The following is a 26,314-nucleotide window of genomic DNA, read 5'->3' as shown; positions in this document are numbered from 1 at the left end:
CTATAGCGATTGCACCATAATAAAAAGCCCTTGCGCTGCAGGGGCTTTTTATTATGGCGCAATAAAATCTGCTGCCGGCCAGCTACCTCAATAATGGGCAACGAGCGCAAAAAAGTCTTCTATCGGCGCCTCGGGCGGGTCAGCTATACTAAAAGCGATTTTTAACATTTAGAGAGTCGCGGGCAGCCGGCGACCGCCGGCTGGCGGTCAGGTGCTGACGTGCCGAAGGAGCAAGCATGCAAATGAAAGCCAACACCGAGCAGCAGACTGTCGTCAAAAGTTTGGACGAGATCGACCGCGATATATTCGCGCCGGCCGGCACGCCGCTGGAAGGCGCGGCGATTCCCGCAGTCCTGGCCGCCGGAGCGCCCAAGCACCCGAACGGTCTGCGCCGTACAAACCTGGACGGGGATTGGGAGCTTGCGATGGAAGGGACGGAGGGGGAACGGCTCGGTGCAGCCTGGTCCGACGCGATCCCGGCGGCAGTACCCGGCAGCGTCCATACGGCGCTCCTCAGGGCGGGGGTGATCCCCGATCCGTACGAAGCCCAAAACGATCAAATCGCCAAAGCATACAGCTTCAAAACCTGGTGGCTGAGAACAAGCTTCGACTGGGCCGGCACAGCGGTCGGCGCATCATTGACATTCGGAGGCGTATGCGATTCCTGCGCGGTATGGCTGAACGGCAAGCTTCTGGGCGGGCATAAGGGGATGTTCGGCGGCCCGGACTTCGAAGTCGGCGACCTGCTGCAGCGGGAGGGCAACGTGCTCGTCGTGCGGCTGGACCCTGCTCCGTTTATGGAGCGGACTACGGAGATGAACGACTTTTTCAACGGAATGAACGTCGGCTGGCTGAATACCGCCGTTTTCAATAATGTATACGGCTGGCATTATATCGATCTGCCCGCGCTCGGCATATGGCGCTCCGTGACGGTCGAACAGACGCCTGACGTCAAGGTTGAGCCGCCGTTCATCGGTACGCTTGATGCACAGGAAGGATTAATGCGGTTAAATGTTCGCTTGAACGGCGGGAGCCGCCCGCTGGAAGGCGAACTGGCCGTGACGATCGCACCCGACAACTTCGAGGGCGAGACGCATTATTTTACATCGCCCGTCGAACAAGCCGCAGGCTCGGCCGAACTGCGGTTCGAATTCAACATACCCGACCCGCAAGTATGGTGGCCGAACGGATTGGGCGCACATCCGTTATACCGCTTGACCGTCGCCTTCACGGCAAGCGGCGGCCGAGGCACTGCCGACGTGACGGACAGCGTGTTCGGCATCCGTACGATCGAGATGCGTCCGACCGCCGATGGAGCGCGCGAGGATTGGTACAACTGGACGTTCGTCGTCAACGGCAAGCCGATGTTCGTCAAGGGTACCAACTGGTGCACGCTGGATGCGCTCATGCGGTTCGAACGGGAGCGGTACGACCGCTTCCTGACGCTGGCCGAGGCGTCTCACATACAGCTGCTGCGGGCATGGGGCAGCGGCATGCCGGAGACGGACGACTTTTACGAACTCGCCGACCGCAAGGGGCTTATGGTCATCCAGGAATGGCCGACCGCCTGGGACAGCGACCGCGTGCAGCCGTACGACATTCTCGAGGAGACCGCCGTTCGCAATACGCTCCGCCTGCGCAATCATCCGTCGCTCGTCATGTGGGGCGGGGGCAACGAATCGGCCGACCCGACCGGTCCTGTCATCGATATGTTCGGCAGGCTGGCCTGGGAGCTGGACGGCACGCGGCCGTTCCACCGCGGCGAAGCGTGGGGAGGCAGCCGGCACAACTACGAGGTATATTGGGGCAAAAAGCCGCTGGAACGCAACCTGTCGCTCGCATGGCCGTTCATCGGCGAATTCGGGCTGCCGTCCATGCCGAACCTGGAGACGGTATTGCGGTACTTGCCCGGCAGCGAGCGGGACGTCTGGCCCGCTCCGGAGACAGGCACGCTAATCCACCGGACGCCTGTCTTCAATCTCAAGTCGTGCATGGACAGACTGCTGTTCTATTCCTCCGCGTTCACCGACAACGGCTCGATCGCCGCGTTCGTGCTCGGCACGCAGCTCGCGCAGACGACGGGCGTGCGCCATACGCTCGAGCTGGCGCGCTCGCGATGGCCGGCGTCGACCGGCATCGCCTTCTACAAGCTCAACGACAACAATCCCGCCGCCTCCTGGGCGACGGTCGACTGGCACGGCGTCCCCAAGATGGCCTATTACTTTATCAGAGACGCCTATGAACCGCTCCATGCCGCCGTCCTCCTCGACACCTTCAGCCCGGGCTCGTCGGGCTTGTCCGCACCGGTCTATCTGTTCGACGATGCCGGCGCGCTCATGGACGCCGCCTGGGAGGTTACCGTTCGCGCGTACAACAAACAGCTTGCGGAGATTGCCCGAACGGTATACAAAGAGAGTAGATCGACTGAAGCCGTCCGGCGGATCGGAACCTTCGAGCTGTCGGGCGAGCAGACGGATACTTGTCCGCTGCTGCTCGTCACGGAGCTGCGCACGTCCGGAGCGCCGCTCAAGCGCTCGTTCAGCTGGCTGAACTTCGAGCAGGACAACGGCTGCCTGTTCAGACTGCCGTCCGCGCGCCTCGAATGGCGGACCCGGGACGATCGCGTCGAGATCGCCAACGCAGGAGACGTGCCGGCCGTCGCGGTCCAGATTGAGATCGAAGCGGGCGCGGACGACTTCCATCCGGCCGAGCAATATTTGTGGCTCGACAGCGGCGAGACGAAGTCGGTCTGGATCGGCGATGCGGCCGTTGTCGGCGTGACCGCCTGGAATATGCGTTGACGAGGGAGGCGGTGAGCCCGCGCATCGGTGCGGCTGCCGCCTCTCTGCAGGCGTTGGGGGATACCGGTATCAGGCTTCGGAGAGAAGAGAGGAACAGTCATGGGCAGCGGCAAAAGGCAGGTCTCGATTCTGGTCAAGCTGATCGTCACGTTCCTGATCGTCATCGCGCCGATGTACGGCATCGGTGCGGCGATCAACAGCTGGGGCGGGGAACGCGTCCGCGCGGAGGTGTACCATTCCCTGCAATCCCAGGAGTCCTTCTATCTGGAGTCGTTGGAAAACGAGATCATGCGAATGGAGAATCTGCTGCGGGAATACGTGAACGACGAGGATCTCGTGTCTCTCGGCGTGCTGCCGGACAGCCTGACGGAGTTCCAGAAGCTCAGCGCGTTCAAGCGGCTCCAGCAGCGGCTCATTTTTCTGAAGGAATCGAGCATTTACATCTCCCGGGTAAGCGTATACATCCCGCCGATCGGCAAGACGCTGAGCAACGAATCGCTGGCGGACGATCTGACGCCGGAGCGGCTGGCCATGCTCACAGCGGATCAAATCAGACAGCCCAAGCCGCTGTTTTACCGCAACGGCGACAGCTATTATTTGCGCGAATATTATCCGAATTCCCTTCATGCCGACAAGCGCGACCCGATGTTCGTCCTCGAGCTCAAGCTGTCCCAGCCCGAGCTGCAGCGCTATCTGGCCAGCGTCTCCAACTATGCCGGCGCGGGCGGCGCCATCTGGCAGGACGAATCGGATATCGTGCACACGGGCGACGAGGAAGCATACGCCGCGATCGGCGCGCACATTCGCCACAGGCTCGAGTCGGCGGCGCTGTCATCGGACGCGGACTACTCCATCACCGAGACGATGCGCTATGGCGGGGAGCGCTATTTGACTGTATCCTCCTATTCGGCCGCGTTGAAGATGACCTTGCTGTCCTTCATCCCCGAGCGCGCCGTGCTCGGATCGCTGGATCGCTACCGCGCATACCTGTGGCTGATCTCCGCGGTCGCGCTCGTCGTCATCGTCGTCTTTTCCTACTATATGTACAGACTGATTCACAGACCGCTCAGCAAGCTCGTCCGCGCATTCGGCAAGGTCGAATCCGGCGATCTCCAGGTCGCCTTCGTCTCGAACCGCAGCGACGAATTCCAGTATCTGTTCGACCGGTTCAACGGGATGGTCGCCCGTCTGAACACGCTCATCTTCGAAGTGTACGAGCAGAAGATCTCCGCACAGGCTTCCGAGCTGAAGCAGCTGCAATCCCAGATCAACCCCCACTTTTTATACAACAGCTTCTATTTGCTGTACCGGATGACCAAGGCGCACGACTTCGACAATTCCACGCGCTTCACCAAGTATTTGGGCGACTACTTTCAATATATGACCCGCACGGGCAGCCAGGAGGTGACGCTCGCCAACGAGCTGAGCCACGCACGTGTCTTTGCGGATATTCAATCGATCCGGTTCGGCAACCGCATTGCTTTTCGCATGCAGGAGCTGCCCGAGAAGTTCGCGGATATCGTCGTACCTCGCCTGATCCTGCAGCCGGTCGTGGAGAATGTGTACCAGCACGGCTTCTCCGAGGGACATGAAGGCCGGTTGTTGTCCGTCTGGTTCGAAGAGTCGGAGACGGAGGCAGGCCATACGCTTGCCGTCGTCTTCGACGACAACGGGAAAGGCATGGACGAGGAGGCGCTGAACGACTGGCGAGCCTTGCTCGGAGGAACGGCGCGGCCGGCGGAGACGACCGGCATGTACAATGTGCACCGGCGGCTCTCGCTGTGGTTCGGGGCGGACGCAGGCGTCGAGATCGCGAATCGGGAAGGCGGCGGCTTGCGCGTATCCGTCCGGATACCGGTCGGCGGGGAACCTAAGAGGGGAGAGCGGGAAAATGACGACATTGCTGCTCGTTGACGACGAACCGATTGCCATCGATTATTTGGCGGACTTGATCTGCGAACAAGCAGATGTCGAGGCGGAAGTGATGAAGGCGTATTCCGGGGCGGAGGCATGCCGGCGGATGGAGGATGTCCGCATTGACGTGCTTGTGACGGATATTCGCATGCCCGGCATGAGCGGCATCGAGCTGGCCGAGCGGGTACGGGCAAGATGGCCGCGCTGCCGCGTCGTATTTTTGACGGGGCACGGTGACTTCGGGTACGCGCAGACGGCTATCCGGCAGGGCGGCACGGATTATGTGCTGAAGACGGAGGGCGACGACACGATCTTCGCCGCGATCCGCAAGGCGCTGCGGGATCTGGCGCAGGAGCTCGACCGCGAGGACATACTCGACCGCGCGCGCGCCCAGCTCCAGGAGGCGCTGCCTGCGCTGCGGCGCGATTACTTGCTGCAGTTGGCCGAAGGTGCGGCGGATGCCGGCGAGACGCGGGCGCGCAGATTCGAGGAGCTGGCGATCTCGTTGGATGCGGCGGGCACGGTGACGCTCGCCTTCGGCCGCATCGACGATTGGGGGCCGTTCGCCTCCGCATCGGCCAGGGCGCTGCTGCCGTTCGCCATCCACAACATTGCCGAGGAGTGCCTGTCGCCTTCGCTGCGCATCGCGACGCTCGCCGTCTCGCGGGACCGGTTCCTGTGGCTGGCGCAGGCGCGCGGCACGGCCGGACTGCCGGCCGCGGAGGACAGAACACCGCGCACGCTCGCCAGCGAGGCGGAGCATGTCCAGCAATCGTGCGCGCGCTTGCTGAAGGCGTCGATCTCGCTCGCGGTCGCCTCGCGGCCCGTCTCCTGGACCGAGCTGCCGGACAGGCTCGAACGGCTGAAGCTTCAGCTCGCGGGCAGCGTCGGCCATGCGGCGGAGCTGCTCATGCTGGCGCAGGACGAGGAGCGGACGGAGAGGGCGCGCACGAGCCGCGAATATTCCGCCGAGTCCGAACTGCGGGCGGGACTGCGCAAGCTGGACCTGCTGGAGTCCTACCTGGACAACGGGGAAAAGGAGGCAGCGGTCCTGCTCTTCAAATCGTTGACGGACGCGGCGGATGCGCTGACGGGCAGCGCGCGGGGAGAGAGCGTGCGCTGCGAGCTGTTCGCCACGCTGTCCGCCTTTTTGCTCGGCTATGCGAACAAAAGGCAGCTGTCCGCGCCGGCAGACTCGCCGTTCCCGTCGGAGCTCGTCGCGAATCTCGGCGCGCATGCCGACACGGGGAGCGGCATCCGGTATTTGGCCAAGATCGGCGAATCCCTCGCCGAATACAACGGCAGAAAACAGACGGAGCGGGCGAACGACCTGATCGGCACGCTGCACCGCTATATCCACGAATTTATCGGGGAGGAGCTGTCTTTGACCCGGCTGTCGGAGATCGTGCATCTCAGCTCGTTTTATTTGTCCCGCATGTACAAGCAGACGACGGGTCAGGGACTGCTCGAATATATTACGGAAGTCCGCATTCAGCGAGCCAAGCTGCTGCTCAAGTCGACGGACCTGAAAATTCACGAGATCGCGTCCCAGATCGGGTTCGACTCGCCCGCGTACTTCACGCGGCTGTTCAAAAGGGAGACCTCGACGACGCCGCAGGAATATAGGGAATCTTGAAAAATAGCCGGCAATATAGAGCAATAGAACGCAAAATCGTCCCGTATCGCCGCAAAATCCCCCGGATTTATAATAAAAACGTAAACAAGAACGAACATGCCGAGAGGGGATAAGCAATGAACAAGCAGAGCAAACAGAGGATTAGAAAAAGCACGGCAACGGTCACGCTGCTCACGCTGACCGCACTTCTTGCAAGCGCTTGCGGCAACAATAACAACAATAACGGCGCGTCGCCTTCGGCATCCGCGACGGCTTCGGGCAGCGCATCGGCATCGCCCACGGCCGCAGCGACGGCGTCGGCATCGCCTGCCGCTTCTGCCGATGGCGGAGACGCATTCGCCAAGTACGATCCGCCGATCGAGGTCACGACCGTGCGGTCGACCGACGCGACGATCAAGTTCCCGGCAGGCGATTCGCTGGATTCGAACATTTGGACCAAGCTGTTCGAGAGCGACTATGGCATCAAGGTTAAAAATAATTGGATCGTCGACTCAACGCAGTACCATCAGAAGCTGAACGTTACGATCGCATCCGGCGATCTGCCCGACTTCGTAGAAGTCAACCGGGAAGAGCTGAAGCGGCTCGTAGACGCGGACATGCTGGAGGATCTGACGGATATCTACAACAAATACGCTTCCGCACGACTGAAGGATATGCTGTCCCAGGATGGCGGCGTCGGGATCAAAGCGGCGACATTCGGCGGCAAGCAATACGCCATTCCGCGGACGTTCGCTAACGGTGGCAGCAGCACGGCCGAGATGATCTACGTCCGCACGGATTGGCTCAAAAATCTGAACCTGCCCGAGCCGAAGACGATGGACGACTTGATCAAGACCGCCAAAGCGTTCGCCACGCAGGATCCGGACCAGAACGGCAAGCAGGATACGTTCGGACTTGGCGTAGACAATGACTTCTTCAACTACGGCCAAGGCTCGCTGCGCGGCTTCATGAACGGATTCCACGCTTACCCGGATATTTGGGTGAAGGACGCTTCCGGCAATCTCGCCTTCGGTTCGACGCAGCCCCAGATCAAGACGGCGCTCGCTGCGCTGCAGGACCTGTACAAGTCCGGCGCGATCGACAAGGAATTCGGCGTCAAGCCGTCCTCCAAGATCGCCGAAGAGATCGGCGCAGGGAAGATCGGCCTCGCTTACGGCTTCGTGGCAGACGTATACATTCACAATGTGAGTCATACCAACGATCCCAAAGCCCAGTGGAAAGTGCTGCCGATCGTATCCTCGGACGCCGAAAAAGCCACGCCTCAGCTGTTCGATACGGCGAATTCCTTTTACGTCGTCAAGAAGGGCGCCAAAAATCCTGAGGCGGCAGTGAAGCTGCTGAACATTTACGTGAAGGAACGCTACGAGACGGATTATACGGTCAAGAAAGATCCGTATTCGACCGACCCCACGACCAAAGTCATGGCTGCCAAATTCGCACCGGTAATCTCCGATCCGATGAATCAGAACCTGGACAACTATCGCTCCACGCAAGCGCTGCTCAAGACCGGCGACGACAGCAAGGCGACGACGGCCGCCAAGCTGACCGCAGAAAATCTGAAAAAGTTCAAAGACGGCGACGATACGCAATGGCAGCTTAACCTGATTGTCGGCGAAGGCGGCAGCTACGGCGTCGTCGACTACTACGACCAGAACGGCGGCGGAGTCTACGACCAATTCCAGCTGTCGGCGACGCCGACGATGGCGGATAAGCTGCCGACGCTGAAAAAGAAAGAGATGGAGACATTCACCAAGATCATCATGGGCGATGCCTCTGTCGACGAGTTCGACAAGTTCGTCGCGGACTTTAACAAGCTCGGCGGAGACGCGATCACCAAAGAAGTCAACGATGTCGTGAATGCCGCGAAATAACGAACAGGTGGGGGCGGGGCTCTGGCTCCGTCCCTTTCTGCTGTCTCTTACAGATATTCGGCGGAGAAGGAGCTGGAAGAAATGATGCGAAACTGGCGGACGCAGTGGCCCTTTCATTTGATGGTCGTTCCCGGGCTCGTCGGCGTACTGATTTTTTGTTACTACCCGATGGCCGGCATCGTCATCGCTTTTCAGAATTATATGCCGAACAGAGGTTTGTTTCATTCCCCCTGGATCGGCTGGGACAATTTCCGCTATGTGCTCGATACGCCCGACGTATACCGTGTGCTCTGGAATACGGTATTTATCGCCGTGATGAAAATCATCGTCGGCCTGATCGTGCCGATCACCGTCGCCCTGTTGCTGAACGAGATCGGCAAGCAGGTGTGGAAACGCTGGATTCAGACGCTGATCTATTTGCCTCACTTTTTGTCATGGGTCATTTTAAGCGGCATTCTCATCGATATTTTGTCTCCGAGCGAAGGGCTCGTCAATGCGGTCATCAAAGGACTCGGACTGCCTGCCATCTTTTTTCTCGGAGACAACCATTGGTTCCCGTTCACGCTGGTGTTCTCCAACGAGTGGAAGGAATTCGGCTTCAGTACGATCGTCTATCTGGCAGCCATCACCGGAATCAACCCTTCGTTGTACGAAGCAGCCACGGTGGACGGCGCGAACAGGTGGCAGCAGACCCGCAACATCACGCTGCCCGGCATGACGCCCATCATCGTCCTGATGGCTACACTGAGCATCGGCAACGTTCTGAATGCCGGATTCGACCAGGTATTCAATCTATATAGTCCGCTCGTCTACGAGAGCGGCGACATCCTCGACACCTTCGTCTACCGGATCGGCATGATCGACGCGCAATATGGCGTAGCGACGGCCGTCGGCTTGTTCAAATCCGTCGTTTCCCTCGTGCTGATCTCCATATCCTATACGCTGGCCTACCGTTTCGCGAATTATAGAATCTTTTAACCGGAGGGATCGCTATGCCGGAATATGCAGCCTGGCCCAGAAAAGTATTTAACGCCGCGAACTATGCGCTGCTGATCGTTCTGGCCATCATGTGCATACTGCCGCTCGTCCAACTGCTGGCCATGTCGCTCAGCTCCAACGCGGCCGTCTCGGCCGGCAAAGTAACGTTGTGGCCGGTCGGCTTCAACTGGGAATCGTACAAGTTCATATTAAGCAAACCCGAGTTCCTCCGTTCGATGGGCGTATCCGTGAAGCGGCTGGCGCTCGGTGTCGTCGTCAACATGCTGATCACGATTCTGGTCGCCTATCCGCTGTCCAAGGAAGCCTCGGCGTTCAAGGGGAGAGCCGTCTACGTCTGGATATTCGTATTCACGATGCTGTTCGGCGGCGGCATCATCCCGCTCTATATGACCGTCCGGTCGCTCGGTCTGATCGATTCGATCTGGGCGCTCGTCCTCGTGCCGGCTGTCAATGTGTTCAACATCGTCATCCTGCTCAACTTTTTCAGAGGTCTGCCCAAGGAGCTTGAGGAAGCCGCCGTCGTGGACGGCGCCGGCCAATGGCTCATCCTGTGGCGGATCTACGTGCCGCTGTCGACGCCGTCGCTCGCCACGCTGACGCTGTTCTGCCTCGTCAATCACTGGAACTCCTGGTTCGACGGCATTCTGTTCATGAACTCGCCGACGCACTATCCGCTCCAGAGCTATCTGTACACGATCATCGTCGGACTCGATACGCTCGTGAAGTCCAACACGGACGTCGAGACGCTCAAGCTCATATCCGACCGCACGGCCAGAGCCGCCCAGATCTTCCTCGGCGCGCTGCCGATCCTGTGCGTGTATCCGTTCCTGCAGCGCTACTTCACCAAGGGCATCGTGCTCGGCAGCGTCAAGGAATAAGCATGGGGGCACCCGCGGAGAGATGCGATCAGAACTGCGTCAAGCATAAGGAGGCAACCGGTTTCATGACAAATCATTCATCCCCGAAGGAGGGGAAGCGGCTCAGCCGCGTAACGCTGGAGATGAGTCTCAAGCCGTTCAAGCGGCTGGACGACGTCTCTATTGAAGAGACTTGCACCGAGGCACTGCGGCAGTGGTCGCCGCTGCTTGACATGGCCGATGCGGCGACCGTGCTGCTGTGGGCGTCGGACGGCAGCGAGATTCTGGAGTGGAGAGGGGAACTGGCGGATCGCTTCGAATGGGGGCGTTATGTCGGCTTTGCCAATCCCGAGCAGTTCACCCACACCCGGGACAAGACCGCGCCGCATATCGCGAAGCCGTATATCGACGATCCGGCCGAGCTGACTTATGCGGACCTGAAGCGGATCGTGGCCGCGCTGAAGCGCGTCGCCGCGGAGCGGCACGGACTGCCGATGGAGGTCGGCGCGACCTTCGACGCGGGTCCTGAGTTCGCCTATTCGGACTTCAAATACGTCAGGCATCCGGAGATGAATGTCGCCGAGCTGGGCGGGGAGACGATCACGCTCAACGCGCATTACACGGTCGCATGCGCCTGGTCGCGCCTTCTGGCAGACCGGCGTGCCTACGCCGCCTATCCGAACGGCATCCCCGAGGGAACGCCGCTGGGCACCTTCCTCGGCAAGCAGTGCGCCTCCTATCTGCCTGCGATCGGATTCGATTATATTTGGTTTTCGAACGGCTTCGGCGTGTCCTATTTCCCTTGGACTTACCTGGGTGCGCACTATGACGGCACGACGTTCGGCAAGGCCGATCCCGCCGAGCTGTCCGACAAGGCGCTCTCCTTCTGGCGGGCCTTCAAGGCCGAGTGCCCGGACAAGCGCACCGAGATCCGCGGCACGAACTACGGTACGGGCATGGATCTGGCGAAGGACTGCATCCCGCTGCGGGCGCTGTACGAGGACGGCTATCTGGCTTATCCGCCGCCGAATTCGCCCTGGGGCGCCCTGAACTACGACTTCGGGCTTGAGCTGACGGGCTTCCTGTCGCGGATCGCGGAGCTGCCGGGCACCACGTATCCGTTCCGCTTCTACGCGAACGATCCGTGGTTCTGGCAAAATCCGTGGCGGGACTACTACGACCGCCAGCCACACGACATTTACATTCCGTTGTCCGCCGCCCGCATCGGCCGGGACGGGGAGATGGAGTCGGCCGGCATCGTCGAGATTCTCACGGTCGACACGGAGCGGGGGGAGCTGCGGGCGGAGGACCCGGCGGAGATCGTCCCGCATATTCGCCGGGCATACGAATCCGCCCCCGACCGGCCGGGACTCGCGACCTGGCTTTATCCGTTCCGCGAGCTGAACGCGCTGGCCGAGGATCGGCAGGCGGCGCCGCGCATCTTTTTCCATGACTGGTTCATTCGCAATGCGATCAACCAGGGCTTCCCGCTGAACGCGGTGCTCGGCACGGATACGCTCGCGGCGATGGACGAGACGGCGCTCGCCAAGCTCGGGAATACGGTGCTCGTAGCGTCGACCGCCTGGCTGGACGAGGCGGGTACCGCGACGGTGCGCGGCATGCTGGAGCGGGGAGCGAACCTGCTGCTGTACGGCGACGTTCGCGAGCCGGCGCTGCTCGGGCTGCTCAATCTGCGGCGTGCTGAACCGCTGGAAGGCGACTTCGAGCTGTCCCATCTATTCGCGGAGGACATATGGCATACGCCGGACGGCGGCACGGCGCGGCATTCGCGCAGGCTGAGGCACCGCGCGGACATCGGCGACGGCGGCCTGGCCGAGACGCTGCTGGATGCGGCGGATTCGCACACCGAGGTATGCGCGGAGGCGAAAGGCGAAGGAGGCAGCCGCGTATTCGCGCTGCGGCGGTCGCTGCCCGCATGGGGCGGCGGCACCGTCGCCTGGGTTCGCGGGTCGCTGCCGTACGAGGCGGCGGGCGTGACCCATCTGCCGCAGCGGCAGGCCGCCGAGTGGGCGGACGCTGCGGTGCTGCTGCGCTATATGCTGCAATCGTTCGGCTATACGTTGCTGCAGGAAAAGCATGACCCGGCTTCGCGCGAAGCGCTGCTGCTCGTATCGCGCCACGACGGCGGCTATTGGTTCGCCGGGTGCAGCCAGGACACGACCGTAAGGCTGAAGCTCCGCTTCCCGGAAGGCGTGCCGGTCCCGGTCGGCCATACGGTCGTCGCTGGCCCGGGCCCCGGGGAATTCGCAGGCTATCGCGGCTTCCGCGACGAATGCCGGATCTTCGTCGACCAGGCGGAGCATACGCGTATCTGGTGCCGGGAGAACCAGCCCGCACCGAGCCGCGCGATTCTCGCGAAGCGAACGCTCACCGTCGCCGGGCTGAAGGAGGCGGCTGTCGCCGTCTGCCCGCCGCCGGCGGCGCTCGCCGGCGGCCGCATCGAGGTCAAGCTCGACGGCGCCGTGACGGGAATCGGCGAGGCGCTCGCCGAGGCGCAAGCGGGGGACGGCGTGCTGCGCCTGCGCGGCGTCAGCGGCACGCTCGACGTGTCGTGGTGAGGAGGAGGAGAGAGGGCATGACTTGGTCGGCGCAACAGGACGAATCGTTTTATTTTGCGGGCGAGGTCCCGCAGCGGTGCCGCCATCGCCCGCTCCGGCCCGGCAGCTTGAAGCTGAGGAGCCATGAGGAAGTCGGGCATCCGGACCAGACTTGGTACCTGGAGGGCGTGGATTATGCCGTGGACGCGGCCAAGGGCGAGATCGTCCGCTTGCCGGACGGCAGGCTGCCCGGCGGCGAAGCGCATCCGTTCTACGGACTGGAGCCGTTCGATCATATACGGGATTGGAGGGCGCCCGGCAGATCCTTCATGGTATATGGCGACTATGAATATGAAAATGAAAATGAAGACGGTCCGGGCGCCGCATCCGAGGATACGGTTCAAGCCGGCGCCGGGCATCTGGAAGCTTCGCTTCGCAGGCTAAGCCGCGGCGGCCCGTTCAAGATCGGCGTGCTGGGCGACAGCATCTGCCTCGGCTCGGATCTGGCCGATCGCGGCCGCTCCTTCGCCGGTCGGCTCGTGCGCGAGCTCGCCGCGCGTTATCCGGCCGCGCATATCGAGCTGGACAATCGGGCGGTCGGCGGCGAGAGCAGCGGTCAGGGTCTGGCGCGATTGCTCTCATCTGACGGGACGGCGCGCTGGGATCTGGTCGTCATCGGCTTCGGCATGAACGACCAGAACCTGACGGACGATGGAGGCAACTTCGTGCCCACGGATAGGTTCGCGGAGCATCTGACGGCGATGATCGATGCGATCCGCGCGCGGACGGACGCCGGGATCGCGCTGCTGACGCCCTGCCTGCCGAATCCGCGCTGGCGGCATGCCAGCCCGAACGTCCTGGCGTACGCGCAGACGATACGGCGCATCGGCGCCGAACGCCGCGTCGCGGTGGCCGATGCGCAGCGTCTCTTCCTCGCAGCGATCGATGCGGGCAAGACGTATGAGAGCTTGCTTGTTAATCACGTTAATCATCCGTCCGTCTACGGGCATGCGTTGTATGCCGAGGCGTTGATCGGACTGTTCGGTCAGACGAAGCCGTATTCGTACGAGCCGCCGTCCGCGCCGGTCGAGCTTGGCAGTCAGCTATTCATCAATGCGGAGGATACCCCGGAGGAGGTCAGAGCCTGGGTGCGGCAGATGGCCGACCACGGCTTGAAGCTGATCCGGCTGTTCATGATCTGGGAGCAGCTTGAGCCGACGCAGGGGGACTGGCGCTTCGAGGTATACGACGCCTGCTTCGACGAGGCCGAGGCCCGTGGGCTTCGCGTCGTGCCGACGCTGATGGTCGTCAGCCCGCCGGGCTGGCTGCGCATGACGGACGGTCCGCAGGGCATCGCCAACCTGGACGAATCTGCGCAGCGGGCGCGAATGAGCGTATACATCGGCGCCGTCGTGCAGCGGTATGCGCGCCACCCGGCGCTGCATTCGTGGATATTGTGGAACGAGCCGTCCCGCAAGATCAGGAGAGGACCGCAGGCGATGGCGGCGTATGCCGAGTATGCGCGCAGTGTATACGGCACTATCGAAGCCTACAATCGAATCTCCTACTGGAAGTTCGCCAGCTTCGAGCAGTTGGCGGCGCAGGGTGCCGGAGCGGACGGCCACGAGCTGCCGTTCATCTCGTTCGCGGAGCGGACGGATTGGGCGCGCTTCTCCGTCGACAACCTGAATTCGATACTGCGCTTCATCAGGGACGAGGTGCGCAGATGGGACGCTGTCCATCCCGTGCATATCAATCCGCACAACCTGCAGGGCGAGATGCAGCAATCGGGCCAATCGGTATGGGCGGAGAGCGAGTCGGTCGACTTCCTCGGCTGCTCCGCGCATCCGGCCTGGCATTCGCTGCGGTTCCCCGAGCGGAGGTGGGGCCAGTCGGTCGCGTTTTTCGCCGACTTGACCCGCAGCGCCTCCGGACGGACGGATGAGCTGTTCTGGGTGACAGAGCTGCAGGGAGGCCCGACGCTCTATTCGGCGAGCGTCGCCCATTGTCCGGCGCCGGCGGAGATCCGGCAGTGGATCTGGGAGGGGATCGGTGCCGGCGCGCGAGCGGTCGTCTTCTGGTGCTTCAACGCCCGCAAGGGCGGCTACGAAGCCGCCGAATGGTCGCTGCTCGACCAGCTCGGCGAGCCCTCCCCGCGCCTGGCAGCCGTGCGCGAGACGGCTTCGATTCTGGAACGGGAGGCGGAGCTGTTCGCCGGCGCGGGGGCGACCGCGCCGTGCGTCTATATTTTGTATTCGGAGGCTTCCTGCGCGCTGGGCAACGCCGAAGGCTCCGGCAGCGATCCGTCCGATCCGCGCAATGCGAACATGTATCTCGATGCGATCGCAGGCGCGTATCTGATGCTGTCCGATCTGTCGATACCAGCGGGCTTCATCAACGAAAAGCGGCTGCGGCAGGACGGTGTGCCGGCAGGCGCGGCGGCGGTCATCGTCCCCGGCGCGATCGTCCTCGGGCGCGCGGAGACGGCGGCGCTGGCGGACTTCGCCGCACGCGGCGGGCTCGTCGTCGGAGACGGCCTGCTCGGCATGAAAAACGCAGACGGCGGCGTCGACCGCGAGGCGCTCGCGGATGCCGGGGCGCTGTTCGGCGCACGGGCCGCAGAGCTGGAGACGGCGCGGGAAGGTCTGGGCATCCGGTTCGAGCCGGACGGCGCGCGGGTGGATGGCTGGTTCTACCGGCTGCCGCTCGCGGTGCTGGATGCGGAGCCGATCGCCCGCTTCGAGGAGAGCGGGGCGGTCGCCGCGACGATCCGCAGGCACGGCGCAGGCGCAGCGATCCGGATCGGCACGCTGCTGTTCCAGCGCTACTTCGCGAGTCCGTCGGCGGACGGCCTCGCGCTGCTCGCGGGCTGGCTGGACGGCAGGCTGCAGCAGCCCGTGCGCCTGGCGAACAGCGACAGACGGCTTCGCCTGCGGCGGCTGACGTTTCCGCAAGGCGAGCTGCTCGTGCTGCTGAACGAGGGCGGCGCGGCGGCGGCCGAGCTTGAATTCGCCGAGGCGGGGCAGCTTCACTCGCTGACGTCGCCGACAGCCCAATTGGCGGCGGTCGTCGCGGGCGGCACGGTGCGCGTGCCCGTCGCCTCGCACGACGTCGAAGTGCTGTCCTACACCCGAACCACCATATCCGAAGGGGGAACAAAAAACGATGGCTAATGCCGAGGCGCCAAGGCGCATCTGGGACGAGAAAACGTATGCGGACAAAGTGTTCGGCGGCTGGCTGGGCAAAAATATCGGAGGCACGCTCGGCACGCCGCTGGAAGGGGAGATGAGGCTGCTCGATCTGACCTATTATCCGACGCTGCCCGACGGGCCGCTCGAGAACGACGATCTCGACCTGCAGCTTGTGTGGCTGCATGCGCTGGAGCAATACGGCCCGCGTCTGACGGCGCGGGAGCTGGCGCAGGAATGGCTGGAGCATGTGTTTTTCCCGTTCGACGAGTTCGGCTACGCGCTGGCGAATCTCCGCAGAGGGCTCATGCCGCCGCTCTCGGGCTCGTACGGCAATCCGTTCGCGGACTGCATGGGCTCGCCGATCCGCTCGGAGATTTGGGCGATGGCGGCGCCCGGTGCGCCCGGCGTAGCCGCGCGCTACGCCTATGAGGACGCGACCGTCGATCATGCCGGCGGCGAGGGCGTCTACGGAGAGATGTTTTTTGCCGCGATGCAGAGCGCTGCCTTCGTGGAGCCGGATCGGGAAAAGCTGCTCGCGATCGGGCTGAGCTATATCCCGCGGGAATGCCGGACGGCGCAGGCCGTCCGCGCGCTGATCGGCTGGCACGGCGAGGGCTGCGACTGGCTCGAAGCGCGTTCGCGCATTCTGCGCGACTACGGCAGCGACAACTTCACCGACGCGCCGCAGAACATCGCGTTCACGGTGCTCGGCTGGCTGTACGGGGAGGACTTCGAGGATGCGATTCTGAAGGCGGTCAACTGCGGCTACGACACCGACTGCACCGCCGCCACGCTCGGCGCGCTGCTCGGCATTATCCACGGCACCGGCATCTTCCCGGCGCGCTGGGTCGACCCGGTCGGCGAGCGGGTCGTCATCAGCCCGGCCATCAAGGGCTTCCGCGCGCCGCGGGATCTTCGCGAGCTGACGGCGCGCACGATGGCGGTCGCCCGGGAGGTGGCCGCGTACTGGCGCACCGGCGTCGCGCTCGGGCCGGATGCGGACGGCGCCTGGCCCGAGCTGCGCGTGGAAGGCGCGGCAGGCGCGAATGGGGCGAACGGCGCGAACGGGGCGGCGGACCTGCCGTCCGCCTTCGAGAGCCGCTTCACTCTGCCTCGCGGCGCAGCGGCCGACGAAGCGCTCGCGATCGCCGTCGACTACGGTGCGGACGGCCCCGCCATCGCGCCGGGCGCGGCCAAGACGATCGCCGTCGCGCTGACGAACGGTTCGACGGCCGGCTGGTTCGGCCGGCTCTCGCTGACCGGCCCGGCAGGCTGGCAGCTCCCGGCAGCGGAAGCCTTCGAGCTGGCGCCCGGCGGGACGCGGCGCTGCGAATGGACCGTGCGGGCGGGCGGAGAGATCGCCGCCTCGTACGAGCTGGCGCTCTCCGTCGTGCGCGAGCACAACGGCTATGTATGGCGCGAGGAGCGGCTGCCGATCGCGCTCGCGGCGGCGAGGCCGTGGCGGATCGCCGGTCCCGGCGGGCAGGAGGCCGCAGCGGCGGGAGCGGGCGACCGCATCGTGTTCGAGTCTGTCGCCGGGCAGAGAGCAGGGGGCGTCTATCGCGCCGAGACGTCGGTCGAGGTGCCGACCGGCCGCACGATCCGGCTCATCGCCGCGGCCGACACGCCCGTCAGCGCCTACTGGGACGGCCGGCCGGTCATCGATTGCGGCGCCGCGCTGCCGTATATGCCCGCATATCACCGCTCGCATCCGGAGCAGACCGCCCAGTTCGAAGCGGCCGCAGGCACTTATCGCCTCCTGATCGAAGCGGCCGCCGCGCCGGGCAAGCTGCCGAGCGTCCATGTGCTGCTCGTCTCGCCTATGGAGGTCGTGCAGCCCGGACCATATTTCCCTTATATCGATCTCGTGTTCACGCCGGTCGGCGAAGAGGCTTGAGCTGACGGTCGGGCACAGCTTATGAAGAAAAGCGTCAGGAATAATTGTCCTGGCGGTTCTCTTTGGCTGTCTGTAAATTGCGAAAAAAGAGTGGGTGCGCTCGGACCGTGTGTAGGTCTGATTAAAATGCCTGCGTATATACATCCTTTGCAGCGTTCCGGCGACATTGGGCGGAAAAAGTTGCGAAACTGCAGGCTTTTGCCTTAAAACATCAAAGGATTGCCGAATTCGGAGCTCAAAAGATGTATGGATGAGGGCATTTAAACAAAAGGTCCGCTTGGTCAACGGAAAGCCTGCGCGTATGCAGGCTTTTATATTTTCGTCTTCCCTTTTGCGCTCAAGCGACCGTCTCGCCCGTGCCGGCAAGGAGAGTGGAGTGGAGCTGCAAATAAAGCGTGGACAAAATCGGCTTCTCGTACGCTTATTCGACCGGCTCGACCATAACCTCGAGCCCGGTCTCCGCGAGTTCGTCGAGATGCTGCCGTGAAATGAGGCTGTCGGTGATCATCAGGTCGATCCGGCTCGGCTCGGCGAATTGCACGAACGAATTTTTGCCGATCTTGGCGCTGTCGCAGAGCAGCACGACCTGGGTGGCGATCTGGATCATCGTCCGCTTGACCTCCGCCTGATTCATGTCCGGCGTCGTGCAGCCTTTGCTTGCGCTGAAGCCGTTGGTGCCGAGGAACACTTTGTCGACGTTCAGCTCCGAGAGCAGCTTGACGGCCAGCGGACCGACCGTGCAGTGAAAGTTGCGGCGCAGCATGCCGCCGATGACGACGACGCTGACGCCCTCGAATTTTTCCAGAATGGCGGCGATCTCGATATCGTTCACGATGACGGTCAAGTTTTTTTTGTCGTACAGATGCTTGCTCATTTCTCTGGTCGTGATGCCCGCGTCCAGAATGACGATATCTCCGTCCTCGACGAGACTGGCGGCCTTCGCGGCGATGACCGCTTTGAGCCGCAGCTCCTTGACCGTTTTCCCGTTGTTGTCGAGCTCGTAGCCGACGCGGGCGGCGTCGCCCGGGATGGCGCCGCCGTGCGTCCGCTTGATCTGCCCGCGCGCTTCGAGGTCGCGCAGATCGTTGCGAATCGTCGCGGGGGACATCTTGAAGCGGCCGACCAGCTCGGGCACGAGCACCTTTCCTTTTTCGCGGATCAGCCTGGCGATGGCGGCTTGCCGTTCTTCGGCGAACATGACGTCCGCATTTTCTTCGTTCATCGCAATCTCCCTTTGACTGAATCATAATACGCAAATTTGATCAACGGATCGCAAAAATGTGCAATCGAAGACAATACGGCACTAACTTATAATAAATGATAATCATATGTTGTTGCTTCGCATGATAACCTCGGTGGACGCGGCGATAATTTAGCAAAATCAACGCCACCGATTATCAAAAAGATAACATATGACAGCGATAACAACAATAAATAACATCCATTTAAAAGAGGTGAACGCGCAAGATGCAGCAGGGGGATATCGGCGTGTGCATTATCGGAGCGGGGAGAGCGGGCATGATTCATGCCGCCAACTTCCGCAGAAACGTGCCGCATGCCAGACTGGCGGCCATCGTCGATCCGAACCGCGAGGCGGCGGAGAAGGCTGCGCAGGCGCTTGAGGTCGAGCGATATTATACCGACTACAAGCAGGCGCTGGAGGACGACGGCATTCATGCGGTCGTGGTCGTGACGCCGACGATCTATCACCGCGAGATCGTCGTGGCCGCCGCCCGCGCCGGCAAGCATGTGCTCTGCGAGAAGCCGATGGCGATGAACGAGCGCGAATGCGAGGAGATGATCGCCGCGTGCGAGGCGGCGAACGTCACGCTGCAGGTCGCGTTCATGCGGCGCTTCGACGAGAGCTTCACCGAAGCGAAGCGGGCGATCGACGACGGGGCTATCGGCGAGGTCGTGCTCGTGAAGTCGCTCACGCGGGGGCCGAGCGAGCCGATGCCGTGGATGTACGACCTGGCGAAAAGCAACGGTCCGCTCGCAGAGGTCAACAGCCACGACATCGATACGATCCGCTGGTTCGCAGGCGCCGAAGTGTCGGAGGTGTACGCGATCGGCGGCAACTACCGCAGCCGGCATATCGCGGCCGAGTATCCCGACTTCTACGATAACGTGACGCTCGCGGCCCGCTTCGCGAACGGCAGGCAGGCGAGCATCGACGGCGCGCTGGCGGTCCGCTACGGCTACGACAGCCGCGTCGAGATACTGGGCACGGAGGGCGTCATCTTCCTCGGCCAGACACATGAAAAGACGACGATCGTCGCAGGCCCGGACCGGCTGCTCCGCCGCCCCTTCATGAATAGCTGGCGCTCGCTGTTCAAGGATGCCTATCTGGCCGAGGATACCGACTTCGTCGCCGCGATCCTCGAAGGCCGCCCGCCCCGGGTGACGGGACACGACGGCAAGATGGCCGTCCGCGTCGTCGAGGCGGGCAACGCCTCGATCAGGACCGGCGCGCCGGTCAAGCTCTAAGGAGGAGGTCAAAGTATGCTAGCGGCCAGACTGTACGGCCCCGGGGACATTCGCGTATGCGAAGTGCCGAAGCCGGTCATCTCCGAGCGGGAGATTCTCGTACGCGTCCGCAGCGCGGGCATCTGCGGCACGGACATGCGGATGATCCGCGGCGGCTATCCGGGCATCTCGCCCGAGACGCCGCGGACGCTCGGGCACGAACTGAGCGGCGAGATCGCCGAGGTCGGCGATCTCGTCAGCGGCTACCGTCCGGGGATGCGCGTCGCCGTCGCGCCCAATATCGGCTGCGGCGTCTGCGGCGAATGTATCCGCGGCGATCAGCATCTGTGCGCGAATTACGAAGCGCTCGGCGTGCAGTCGGACGGCGCCTTCGCCGAGTTCGTGCGCATCCCCGAGCAGGCGCTGCGCTTCGGCAATGTCGCCCTGCTGCCGGATCACGTCTCGTTCGACCAGGCGGCGGTCAACGAACCGCTGTCCTGCGTGTACAACGGCATCGCGCAATGCCCGATCCGCGCCGGGGACGACGTGCTGATCATCGGCGCCGGCCCGATCGGCCTCATGTACGCATCGCTCGCCAAGATGTCGGGCGCAGGCCGCGTGTTCCTGAGCAACCGCTCGTCCGGCCGGCTCGCGCTCGGACGCGAGATCGATCCTACGTTCATCGCGGTGCCCGCGGACGGGCTGAAGGAGCGGATGCTGGAGCTGACGGGCGGCAGAGGCGCCGACGTCGTCGTGACCGCCAATCCATCTCCCGAAGCCCAGCAGGTTGCGGTAGAGGTGGCCGCCATGAACGGCCGGATCAATTTTTTCGGCGGATTGCCCAAGGACGCCCGGCATGTCGCGCTCGATACGAACCTGATTCATTACAAGCAGTTGGTCGTCACGGGCAGCACGAAGGCGAACAACTATCATTTCCGCAAGACGCTGCAGTTCATCGCGAGCGGCATCCTCGATGTCGGCAAGCTCGTGTCCGCGCGCTACGGCATCGACCGCTTCGATGAGGCGCTGGCCTATGCCGGCAGCTCGCAGGGCATCAAGACGCTGATCGTTTTCGAATAGGAGGTGCGCCGCGTGCAGAGCAGAGACGGCAATGACGGCAAGGAAAAGGCGTACATCATCGCGGTCGATATCGGCACGCAGGGCACGAAGGCGGCGGTCGTCACCGAGGACGCCGGGCTGTGCGCGACGTCGTTCGTACCGTCGAACCTGATCCGGCCTGCCGCGGGCCGGGTCGAGCAGGACCCGGACGAGATGTTCGAATCGGTCGTGAGCGCGATCCGGTCGGCGATCGACCGCTCGGGGGTACCGCCGGAGCGCGTGGCCTCGATCGGCATCGACGGTCAGATGGCCGGCCTGCTCGGCATCGACGAGCAATGGCATGCGGTCACCCCCTACGATTCGTGGCTCGACAGCCGCTGCGAATCCGCGATGCCGATCATCCGGGATTGGGGCGAGGAAGCCTACATCGGCTTGACCGGCTGCCCGGTCACCTATGCCCACGGCCCCAAGATTATCTGGTGGCGCCGGGAGCGGCCCGAGACGTACAGGCGGATCGCCAAGTTCCTGGTGCCGAGCGCCTATGTCGCCGGGAGGCTGGCCGGGCTACGCGCCGACGAAGCGTTCGTCGATCATACGCATCTGCACTTCACCGGCTTCGCGGACGCGAACGCGGGCGTATGGTCGGAGGAGCTGCTGCGCGCCTTCGGGATCGACGCCGCCAAGATGCCGGCCATCGTCCGCCCGTGGGATATCGTCGGCGGGCTGGACGCCACGTACGCCCAAGCGGCCGGGCTGCCGGCGGGAACGCCGATCGTCGCCGGCTGCGGCGATACCGCGGCGGCCGCGCTGGGCGCCGGCATCGTGAAGCCCGGCCGGCTGTTCGACGTGGCGGGCACCGCGTCGGTATTGTCCTGCTGCACGGACGTCTATCGGCCCGACACGACAGGCAGGACGCTCATCTATGCCCGCTCCGTACTGCCCGGGCTGTGGACGCCGCTCGCCTATATCAACGGCGGCGGGCAATGTCTGGCCTGGTACAAGCGGCTCGCGGGCGCGGACTACGATGAATTGAACGCGCTGGCGGCCTCGGTCGCCCCGGGCAGCGACGGCCTTGTTTTCGTGCCGCACTTCGGCGGACGCGTCTGTCCGAATACGCCCGAGCTGCGCGGGAGCTGGACCGGGCTGGCCTGGTCGCATGAGCGCGGTCATCTGTACAGGGCGATTCTGGAGTCGGTCGCCTACGAATACAAGCATTATCTGGACACGCTGGAGAGTCTCGCCGGCAAGGGAGCGTACGACGCGGTCCATGTGACGGGCGGCGGGGCGCGCAGCACGCTGTTCAATCAGATCAAGGCCGACGCGCTCGGCATTCCGTACCGTCCGCTCCGCATGGAGGAGACGGCGCTCGTCGGCGCGGCGCTCGTCGCAGGCCGCGGCACGGGGCTTTATCCCGATCTGGCGGCGACTGCGGATTCGTTCGCGGCGCTCGGCGCGTCCCTGGAGCCGGACGAAGCCCGGCACGGGCAATACGTCGCCGCCGCCGGCAGGTATCGCACGACGCTGCACGGATTGCAGACGCTCTACGCGACGCTGGGTACACAAGGCTAGCCAACCCTTTCAACCAATAAACTCCCTTTTTCATCGCCAAAACCGACGTCAGCAGGCATACAAGCCCGCGCGTCTTGGAGAGGAGCCACATTTTCCATGAAGCTGCCCGCAAGCGCGGCATCGCCGACGATGTACTTCATCGGCGTCACGACCGGACAATCGTCCATCATGAAGCTGTTCCCCCTATGGGCGCAGGCGCTCGGCCTCGGAGGGCCGAAGATCGTCGGCATCGACATCGCCATACACGCGCAGCCGGAGGCATACCGGGATTGCGTCCGATTCATCAAGGAGGACCCGCTGTCCCTCGGCGCGCTCGTCACGACGCACAAGATCGATCTGTACAACGCCGCCGGGGACCTGTTCGATACGCTCGACCCTTATGCCGAGACGTTCGAGGAGATCTCCTCGATCTCGAAGGCTGGCGGACAGCTCGCGGGGCATGCCAAGGACCCGATCTCGAGCGGGCTGTCGCTGGAGGCGTTCGTCCCGGCCGGCCACTGGCAGCGTACCGGCGGCCATGCGCTGATCATGGGCGCAGGCGGCAGCGCACTCGCCATCTCCAGCTATCTGACCGCCCCCGAGCGCGGCGGCGACGTGCCGCATACGATCGTGCTCACCAACCGCAGCCCGCAGCGGCTCGCCTCGGCACGCGAGCTGCTCGGCCGCATCGATACGCCCGTGAAGTTCGAATACAGGCTCTGTCCGGCGCCAGAGGACAACGACGCGGTGCTCGCCGGGCTGCCCGCGGGTTCGCTCGTCGTCAACGCCACGGGCCTCGGCAAGGACCGGCCCGGCTCGCCGCTCACGGACGATGCGGTATTCCCGCACGAGGGGCTCGTCTGGGAGCTTAACTACCGCGGCGAGCTCGACTTCATGCATCAGGCGATCCGTCAGCAGGAGGCCCGGCGGCTGCATGTGGAGGATGGCTGGATCTACTTCATCCACGGCTGGACGCAGGTCATCTCCGAAGTGTTCCATGTACCGATCGAGGGCGAGACGTTCGACCGGCTCGAGAAAATCGCGATGGAGCTGCGCCGATAGGGCAGCCGGGAGGGGAAAGAGAACGATGACGAAAAAGAACGGGCCGGATGCCGCGCTGCAAAACCCGCTGGCGCCCTTCAACCTGTACTTCAGCCTGAACAACGGATTGTCCGACGCGGCGCCGTCTCTCAAACGGCATTTGTCGAAAATGAAGGGCATGTATGCGGACGACGCCGCATTCGGGCGCTTGCTCGCGGACGGCGGCGATCCGCTCGTCTACGAATTCCACGAGCTCGGCATTCCGGAGTCCGACGGGAACCTGGCGTTCGGCACGAGTATCCTGTATCCGGGCAAGGTCGGCAGCGAGTACTACATGACCAAAGGCCACTTCCATACGATCCTCGATACGGCGGAGGTGTACTACTGCATCGGCGGCAAGGGGCTGATGCTTATGGAAAACCCGGAGGGCGACTGGGACGTTCAGCCGTTCGAGCCGGGCCGGGCCGTCTATGTGCCGGGACGCTATGCGCACCGGAGCATCAACACGGGACATGAGCCGCTGATCACGTTCTACGTATTCCGCGCGGACGCCGGGCACGACTACGGCACGATCGAGACGAAGGGCTATCGCAAGATCGTCGTCGAGCAGGACGGGCTGCCGATCGTGCTCGACAATCCGAAGTGGCAATAAAAAGCGTATGCCGCGCAAAGGAGGCCAGGCGATGGGAAGCGACAAAAAAATAGTGGTGACGCCGCGGTCGTTCGGCAAGACGGACCCGGCGCCGGGCGCGCTGCTGGAGGCGCGCGGGTACGACGTCGTCTACAATCCCTACGGCAGAATTCTGACCAGGGACGAGATGAAGACGCTGCTGGCCGACGCCGACGGCATCATCGTGGGGGTCGATCCGCTCGACCGCGAAGTGCTCGAGGCGGCGCCGAGGCTCAAGGTCATCTCCAAGTACGGCGTCGGCACGGACAATATCGATGTAGCGTACGCCGAGGAGCGCGGGATCAAGGTCACGCTCGCGGCCGGCTCCAACACGGAAGCCGTCGCCGACTTCGCGTTCGCCCTGATGATGGCCGTCGCCCGCCGGGTCAACGTCATCGACCGGGCCTGCCGCGAGGGCGTATGGAAGGCCGAGGCCGCGATCGACATTCACGGCAAGACGCTCGGACTGCTCGGCCTCGGCGCCATCGGCAGAGCCGTCGCCCGCAGGGCGGCCGGCTTCGGCATGCAGGTGATCGCCTACGATCTGCTGCGCGACGAGGCGGGCGCGGCCGCGCTCGGCATCTCATACAGGGACACGGTCGACGAGCTGCTCGGCGAAGCCGACTTCGTCAGCCTGCATCTGCCGCTCGACGCCAAGACGAAGGGCATGATCGGCCGCGAGCGGTTCGCGCTCATGAGGCCGACCGCGGTGCTGGTGAACACGGCTCGCGGCGGATTGATCGACGAAGCGGCGCTGCTGGAGGCGCTGCGCGAGGGACGGATCTGGGGAGCGGGCATCGACGTGTTCGAGCAGGAGCCGCCGGACAATCCCGAGCTGCTCGCCCTGGACAATCTGATCGCGGGCTCGCACTGCGCGGCATCGACGCGAGGCGCCGTCAGCAACATGGGGCTCATCGCGTCCCGCAATCTGATCGAACAACTGGAGGTGACCGTATCATGAAGCTCGGCATTCACGCTTATGCCTGGTGCTCCCAGTGGAGCAACGAGACGCTCGGCCTGATCGACCGCGTCAAGGGGCTCGGCCTCGACTTCATCGAGATCCCGCTCATGACGCTGGATACGTTCGATGCGCCCGCCGTGAAGCGGCGGCTCGCGGACGCGGGACTCGACGCCGTGACGTCGACGGTGCTGCTGCGGGGCACGGATATTACGAGTCCCGATCCGGCCGTTCGCGCGAGCGGCATCGCCTACTTGAAGGACTGCGTCGCGGCGACCGCGGCCATCGGCAAGACGAATCTGTCCGGCGTCGTCTACTCGCAGCATGTCAAGGACGCGAATGCAAGGCCCGACGAGCAGGAATGGGACTGGGCGGCAGAGGGACTGCGCGAAGCGGCCGTCTATGCGCGGGAGCACGGGGTTCAGATCGGTCTGGAGCCGGTCAACCGCTACGAATCGAATCTCGTCAACACATGCGCACAGGCGCTGCGGCTCAAGGAGATGATCGGCGAGCCGAACATCAAGCTGCATCTCGATACGTATCACATGAACATCGAGGAGAAGAGCTTCTACGCGGCTACGAAGGCGGCGGGCGCCGAGCTCATTCATTATCATCTGTGCGAAAACGACCGCGGCATCCCGGGTACGGGTCTGGTGGACTGGGACGACATCTTCCGCGCGCTCGCGGAGATCGGCTACACCGGCTACGCCGCGCTGGAGTCGTTCGTCGACGTGACCGACAACATGAACACCTGGGTATGGCGGCAGCTCGCGCCGAGCGGAGACGCGCTCGTCGAGGAGGGCGTCCGGTTCATCCAAGGCAAGATGAAGCAATACGGCCTGGCCTGA

General features: G+C 63.5%; 17 protein-coding genes. 16 read left to right on the top strand and 1 reads right to left on the bottom strand.

Annotation, left to right across the window (positions count from 1 at the left end):
- The first annotated feature begins 242 nt into the window (after nucleotides 1-242).
- The 9 genes from VQ071_RS22975 to VQ071_RS22935 all read left to right on the top strand — a co-directional run bounded on the left by VQ071_RS22975 (nucleotide 243) and on the right by VQ071_RS22935 (nucleotide 17,724).
- Nucleotides 243-2,801 (top strand): glycoside hydrolase family 2 protein, encoded by a 2,559-nt coding sequence (locus VQ071_RS22975; RefSeq protein WP_340516571.1) that lies wholly within the window; start codon nucleotides 243-245, stop codon nucleotides 2,799-2,801.
- 99 nt (nucleotides 2,802-2,900) lie between these two features.
- Nucleotides 2,901-4,715, top strand: coding sequence for a sensor histidine kinase (locus VQ071_RS22970; protein ID WP_340516570.1), 1,815 nt, complete (start codon nucleotides 2,901-2,903; stop codon nucleotides 4,713-4,715).
- On the top strand, nucleotides 4,693-6,351 hold the full coding sequence (locus tag VQ071_RS22965) for a response regulator transcription factor (RefSeq protein WP_340516569.1): 1,659 nt from the start codon (nucleotides 4,693-4,695) through the stop codon (nucleotides 6,349-6,351). The genes VQ071_RS22970 and VQ071_RS22965 overlap by 23 nt, the downstream gene beginning before the upstream one ends.
- Nucleotides 6,352-6,467: 116 nt before the next feature.
- Complete coding sequence (locus tag VQ071_RS22960; RefSeq protein WP_340516568.1) at nucleotides 6,468-8,222, top strand: extracellular solute-binding protein; 1,755 nt, start codon at nucleotides 6,468-6,470, stop codon at nucleotides 8,220-8,222.
- Between the two features lie 81 nt (nucleotides 8,223-8,303).
- Entirely contained in the window at nucleotides 8,304-9,200 is an 897-nt protein-coding gene (locus VQ071_RS22955; protein WP_340516567.1) for an ABC transporter permease, read from the top strand.
- 14 nt (nucleotides 9,201-9,214) lie between these two features.
- Nucleotides 9,215-10,099, top strand: coding sequence for a carbohydrate ABC transporter permease (locus tag VQ071_RS22950; protein WP_340516566.1), 885 nt, complete (start codon nucleotides 9,215-9,217; stop codon nucleotides 10,097-10,099).
- A 65-nt stretch (nucleotides 10,100-10,164) separates the two neighbouring features.
- Entirely contained in the window at nucleotides 10,165-12,657 is a 2,493-nt protein-coding gene (locus VQ071_RS22945; RefSeq protein WP_340516565.1) for a hypothetical protein, read from the top strand.
- 17 nt (nucleotides 12,658-12,674) lie between these two features.
- Complete coding sequence (locus VQ071_RS22940; RefSeq protein WP_340516564.1) at nucleotides 12,675-15,809, top strand: beta-galactosidase; 3,135 nt, start codon at nucleotides 12,675-12,677, stop codon at nucleotides 15,807-15,809.
- Nucleotides 15,802-17,724, top strand: a complete 1,923-nt coding sequence (locus VQ071_RS22935; RefSeq protein WP_340516563.1) for an ADP-ribosylglycohydrolase family protein — start codon at nucleotides 15,802-15,804, stop codon at nucleotides 17,722-17,724. Before VQ071_RS22940 ends, VQ071_RS22935 begins: the two co-directional genes overlap by 8 nt.
- 421 nt (nucleotides 17,725-18,145) lie before the next feature.
- On the opposite strand, the gene VQ071_RS22930 is transcribed toward VQ071_RS22935, so the two are convergent.
- Nucleotides 18,146-18,946 carry a DeoR/GlpR family DNA-binding transcription regulator gene (locus VQ071_RS22930; RefSeq protein WP_340516562.1) on the bottom strand — a complete coding sequence of 267 codons (801 nt, stop codon included), beginning with the start codon at nucleotides 18,944-18,946 and terminating at the stop codon, nucleotides 18,146-18,148.
- Between the two features lie 245 nt (nucleotides 18,947-19,191).
- Between VQ071_RS22930 and VQ071_RS22925 the strand changes: the two genes are divergently transcribed.
- The 7 genes from VQ071_RS22925 (at nucleotide 19,192) to VQ071_RS22895 (ending at nucleotide 26,314) form a co-directional block, all read left to right on the top strand.
- Nucleotides 19,192-20,211 carry a Gfo/Idh/MocA family oxidoreductase gene (locus VQ071_RS22925; RefSeq protein WP_340516561.1) on the top strand — a complete coding sequence of 340 codons (1,020 nt, stop codon included), beginning with the start codon at nucleotides 19,192-19,194 and terminating at the stop codon, nucleotides 20,209-20,211.
- 15 nt (nucleotides 20,212-20,226) lie between these two features.
- Entirely contained in the window at nucleotides 20,227-21,270 is a 1,044-nt protein-coding gene (locus tag VQ071_RS22920; RefSeq protein ID WP_340516560.1) for an alcohol dehydrogenase catalytic domain-containing protein, read from the top strand.
- A gap of 12 nt (nucleotides 21,271-21,282) precedes the next feature.
- Nucleotides 21,283-22,818 (top strand): xylulokinase, encoded by a 1,536-nt coding sequence (locus tag VQ071_RS22915; RefSeq protein WP_340516559.1) that lies wholly within the window; start codon nucleotides 21,283-21,285, stop codon nucleotides 22,816-22,818.
- A gap of 96 nt (nucleotides 22,819-22,914) precedes the next feature.
- Nucleotides 22,915-23,859, top strand: a complete 945-nt coding sequence (locus tag VQ071_RS22910; protein WP_340516558.1) for a shikimate dehydrogenase family protein — start codon at nucleotides 22,915-22,917, stop codon at nucleotides 23,857-23,859.
- Between the two features lie 25 nt (nucleotides 23,860-23,884).
- On the top strand, nucleotides 23,885-24,490 hold the full coding sequence (locus tag VQ071_RS22905) for a glucose-6-phosphate isomerase (protein ID WP_340516557.1): 606 nt from the start codon (nucleotides 23,885-23,887) through the stop codon (nucleotides 24,488-24,490).
- Between the two features lie 31 nt (nucleotides 24,491-24,521).
- Nucleotides 24,522-25,469 (top strand): phosphoglycerate dehydrogenase, encoded by a 948-nt coding sequence (locus VQ071_RS22900; protein WP_340516556.1) that lies wholly within the window; start codon nucleotides 24,522-24,524, stop codon nucleotides 25,467-25,469.
- Entirely contained in the window at nucleotides 25,466-26,314 is an 849-nt protein-coding gene (locus tag VQ071_RS22895; protein WP_340516555.1) for a sugar phosphate isomerase/epimerase family protein, read from the top strand. The genes VQ071_RS22900 and VQ071_RS22895 overlap by 4 nt, the downstream gene beginning before the upstream one ends.

The sequence above is a fragment of the Cohnella sp. 56 genome, assembly GCF_037963805.1.
Lineage (GTDB): Bacteria > Bacillota > Bacilli > Paenibacillales > Paenibacillaceae > Cohnella.
Note: the sequence above shows the minus strand (reverse complement) of the source record. Positions and strands in the feature narration are given on the sequence as shown.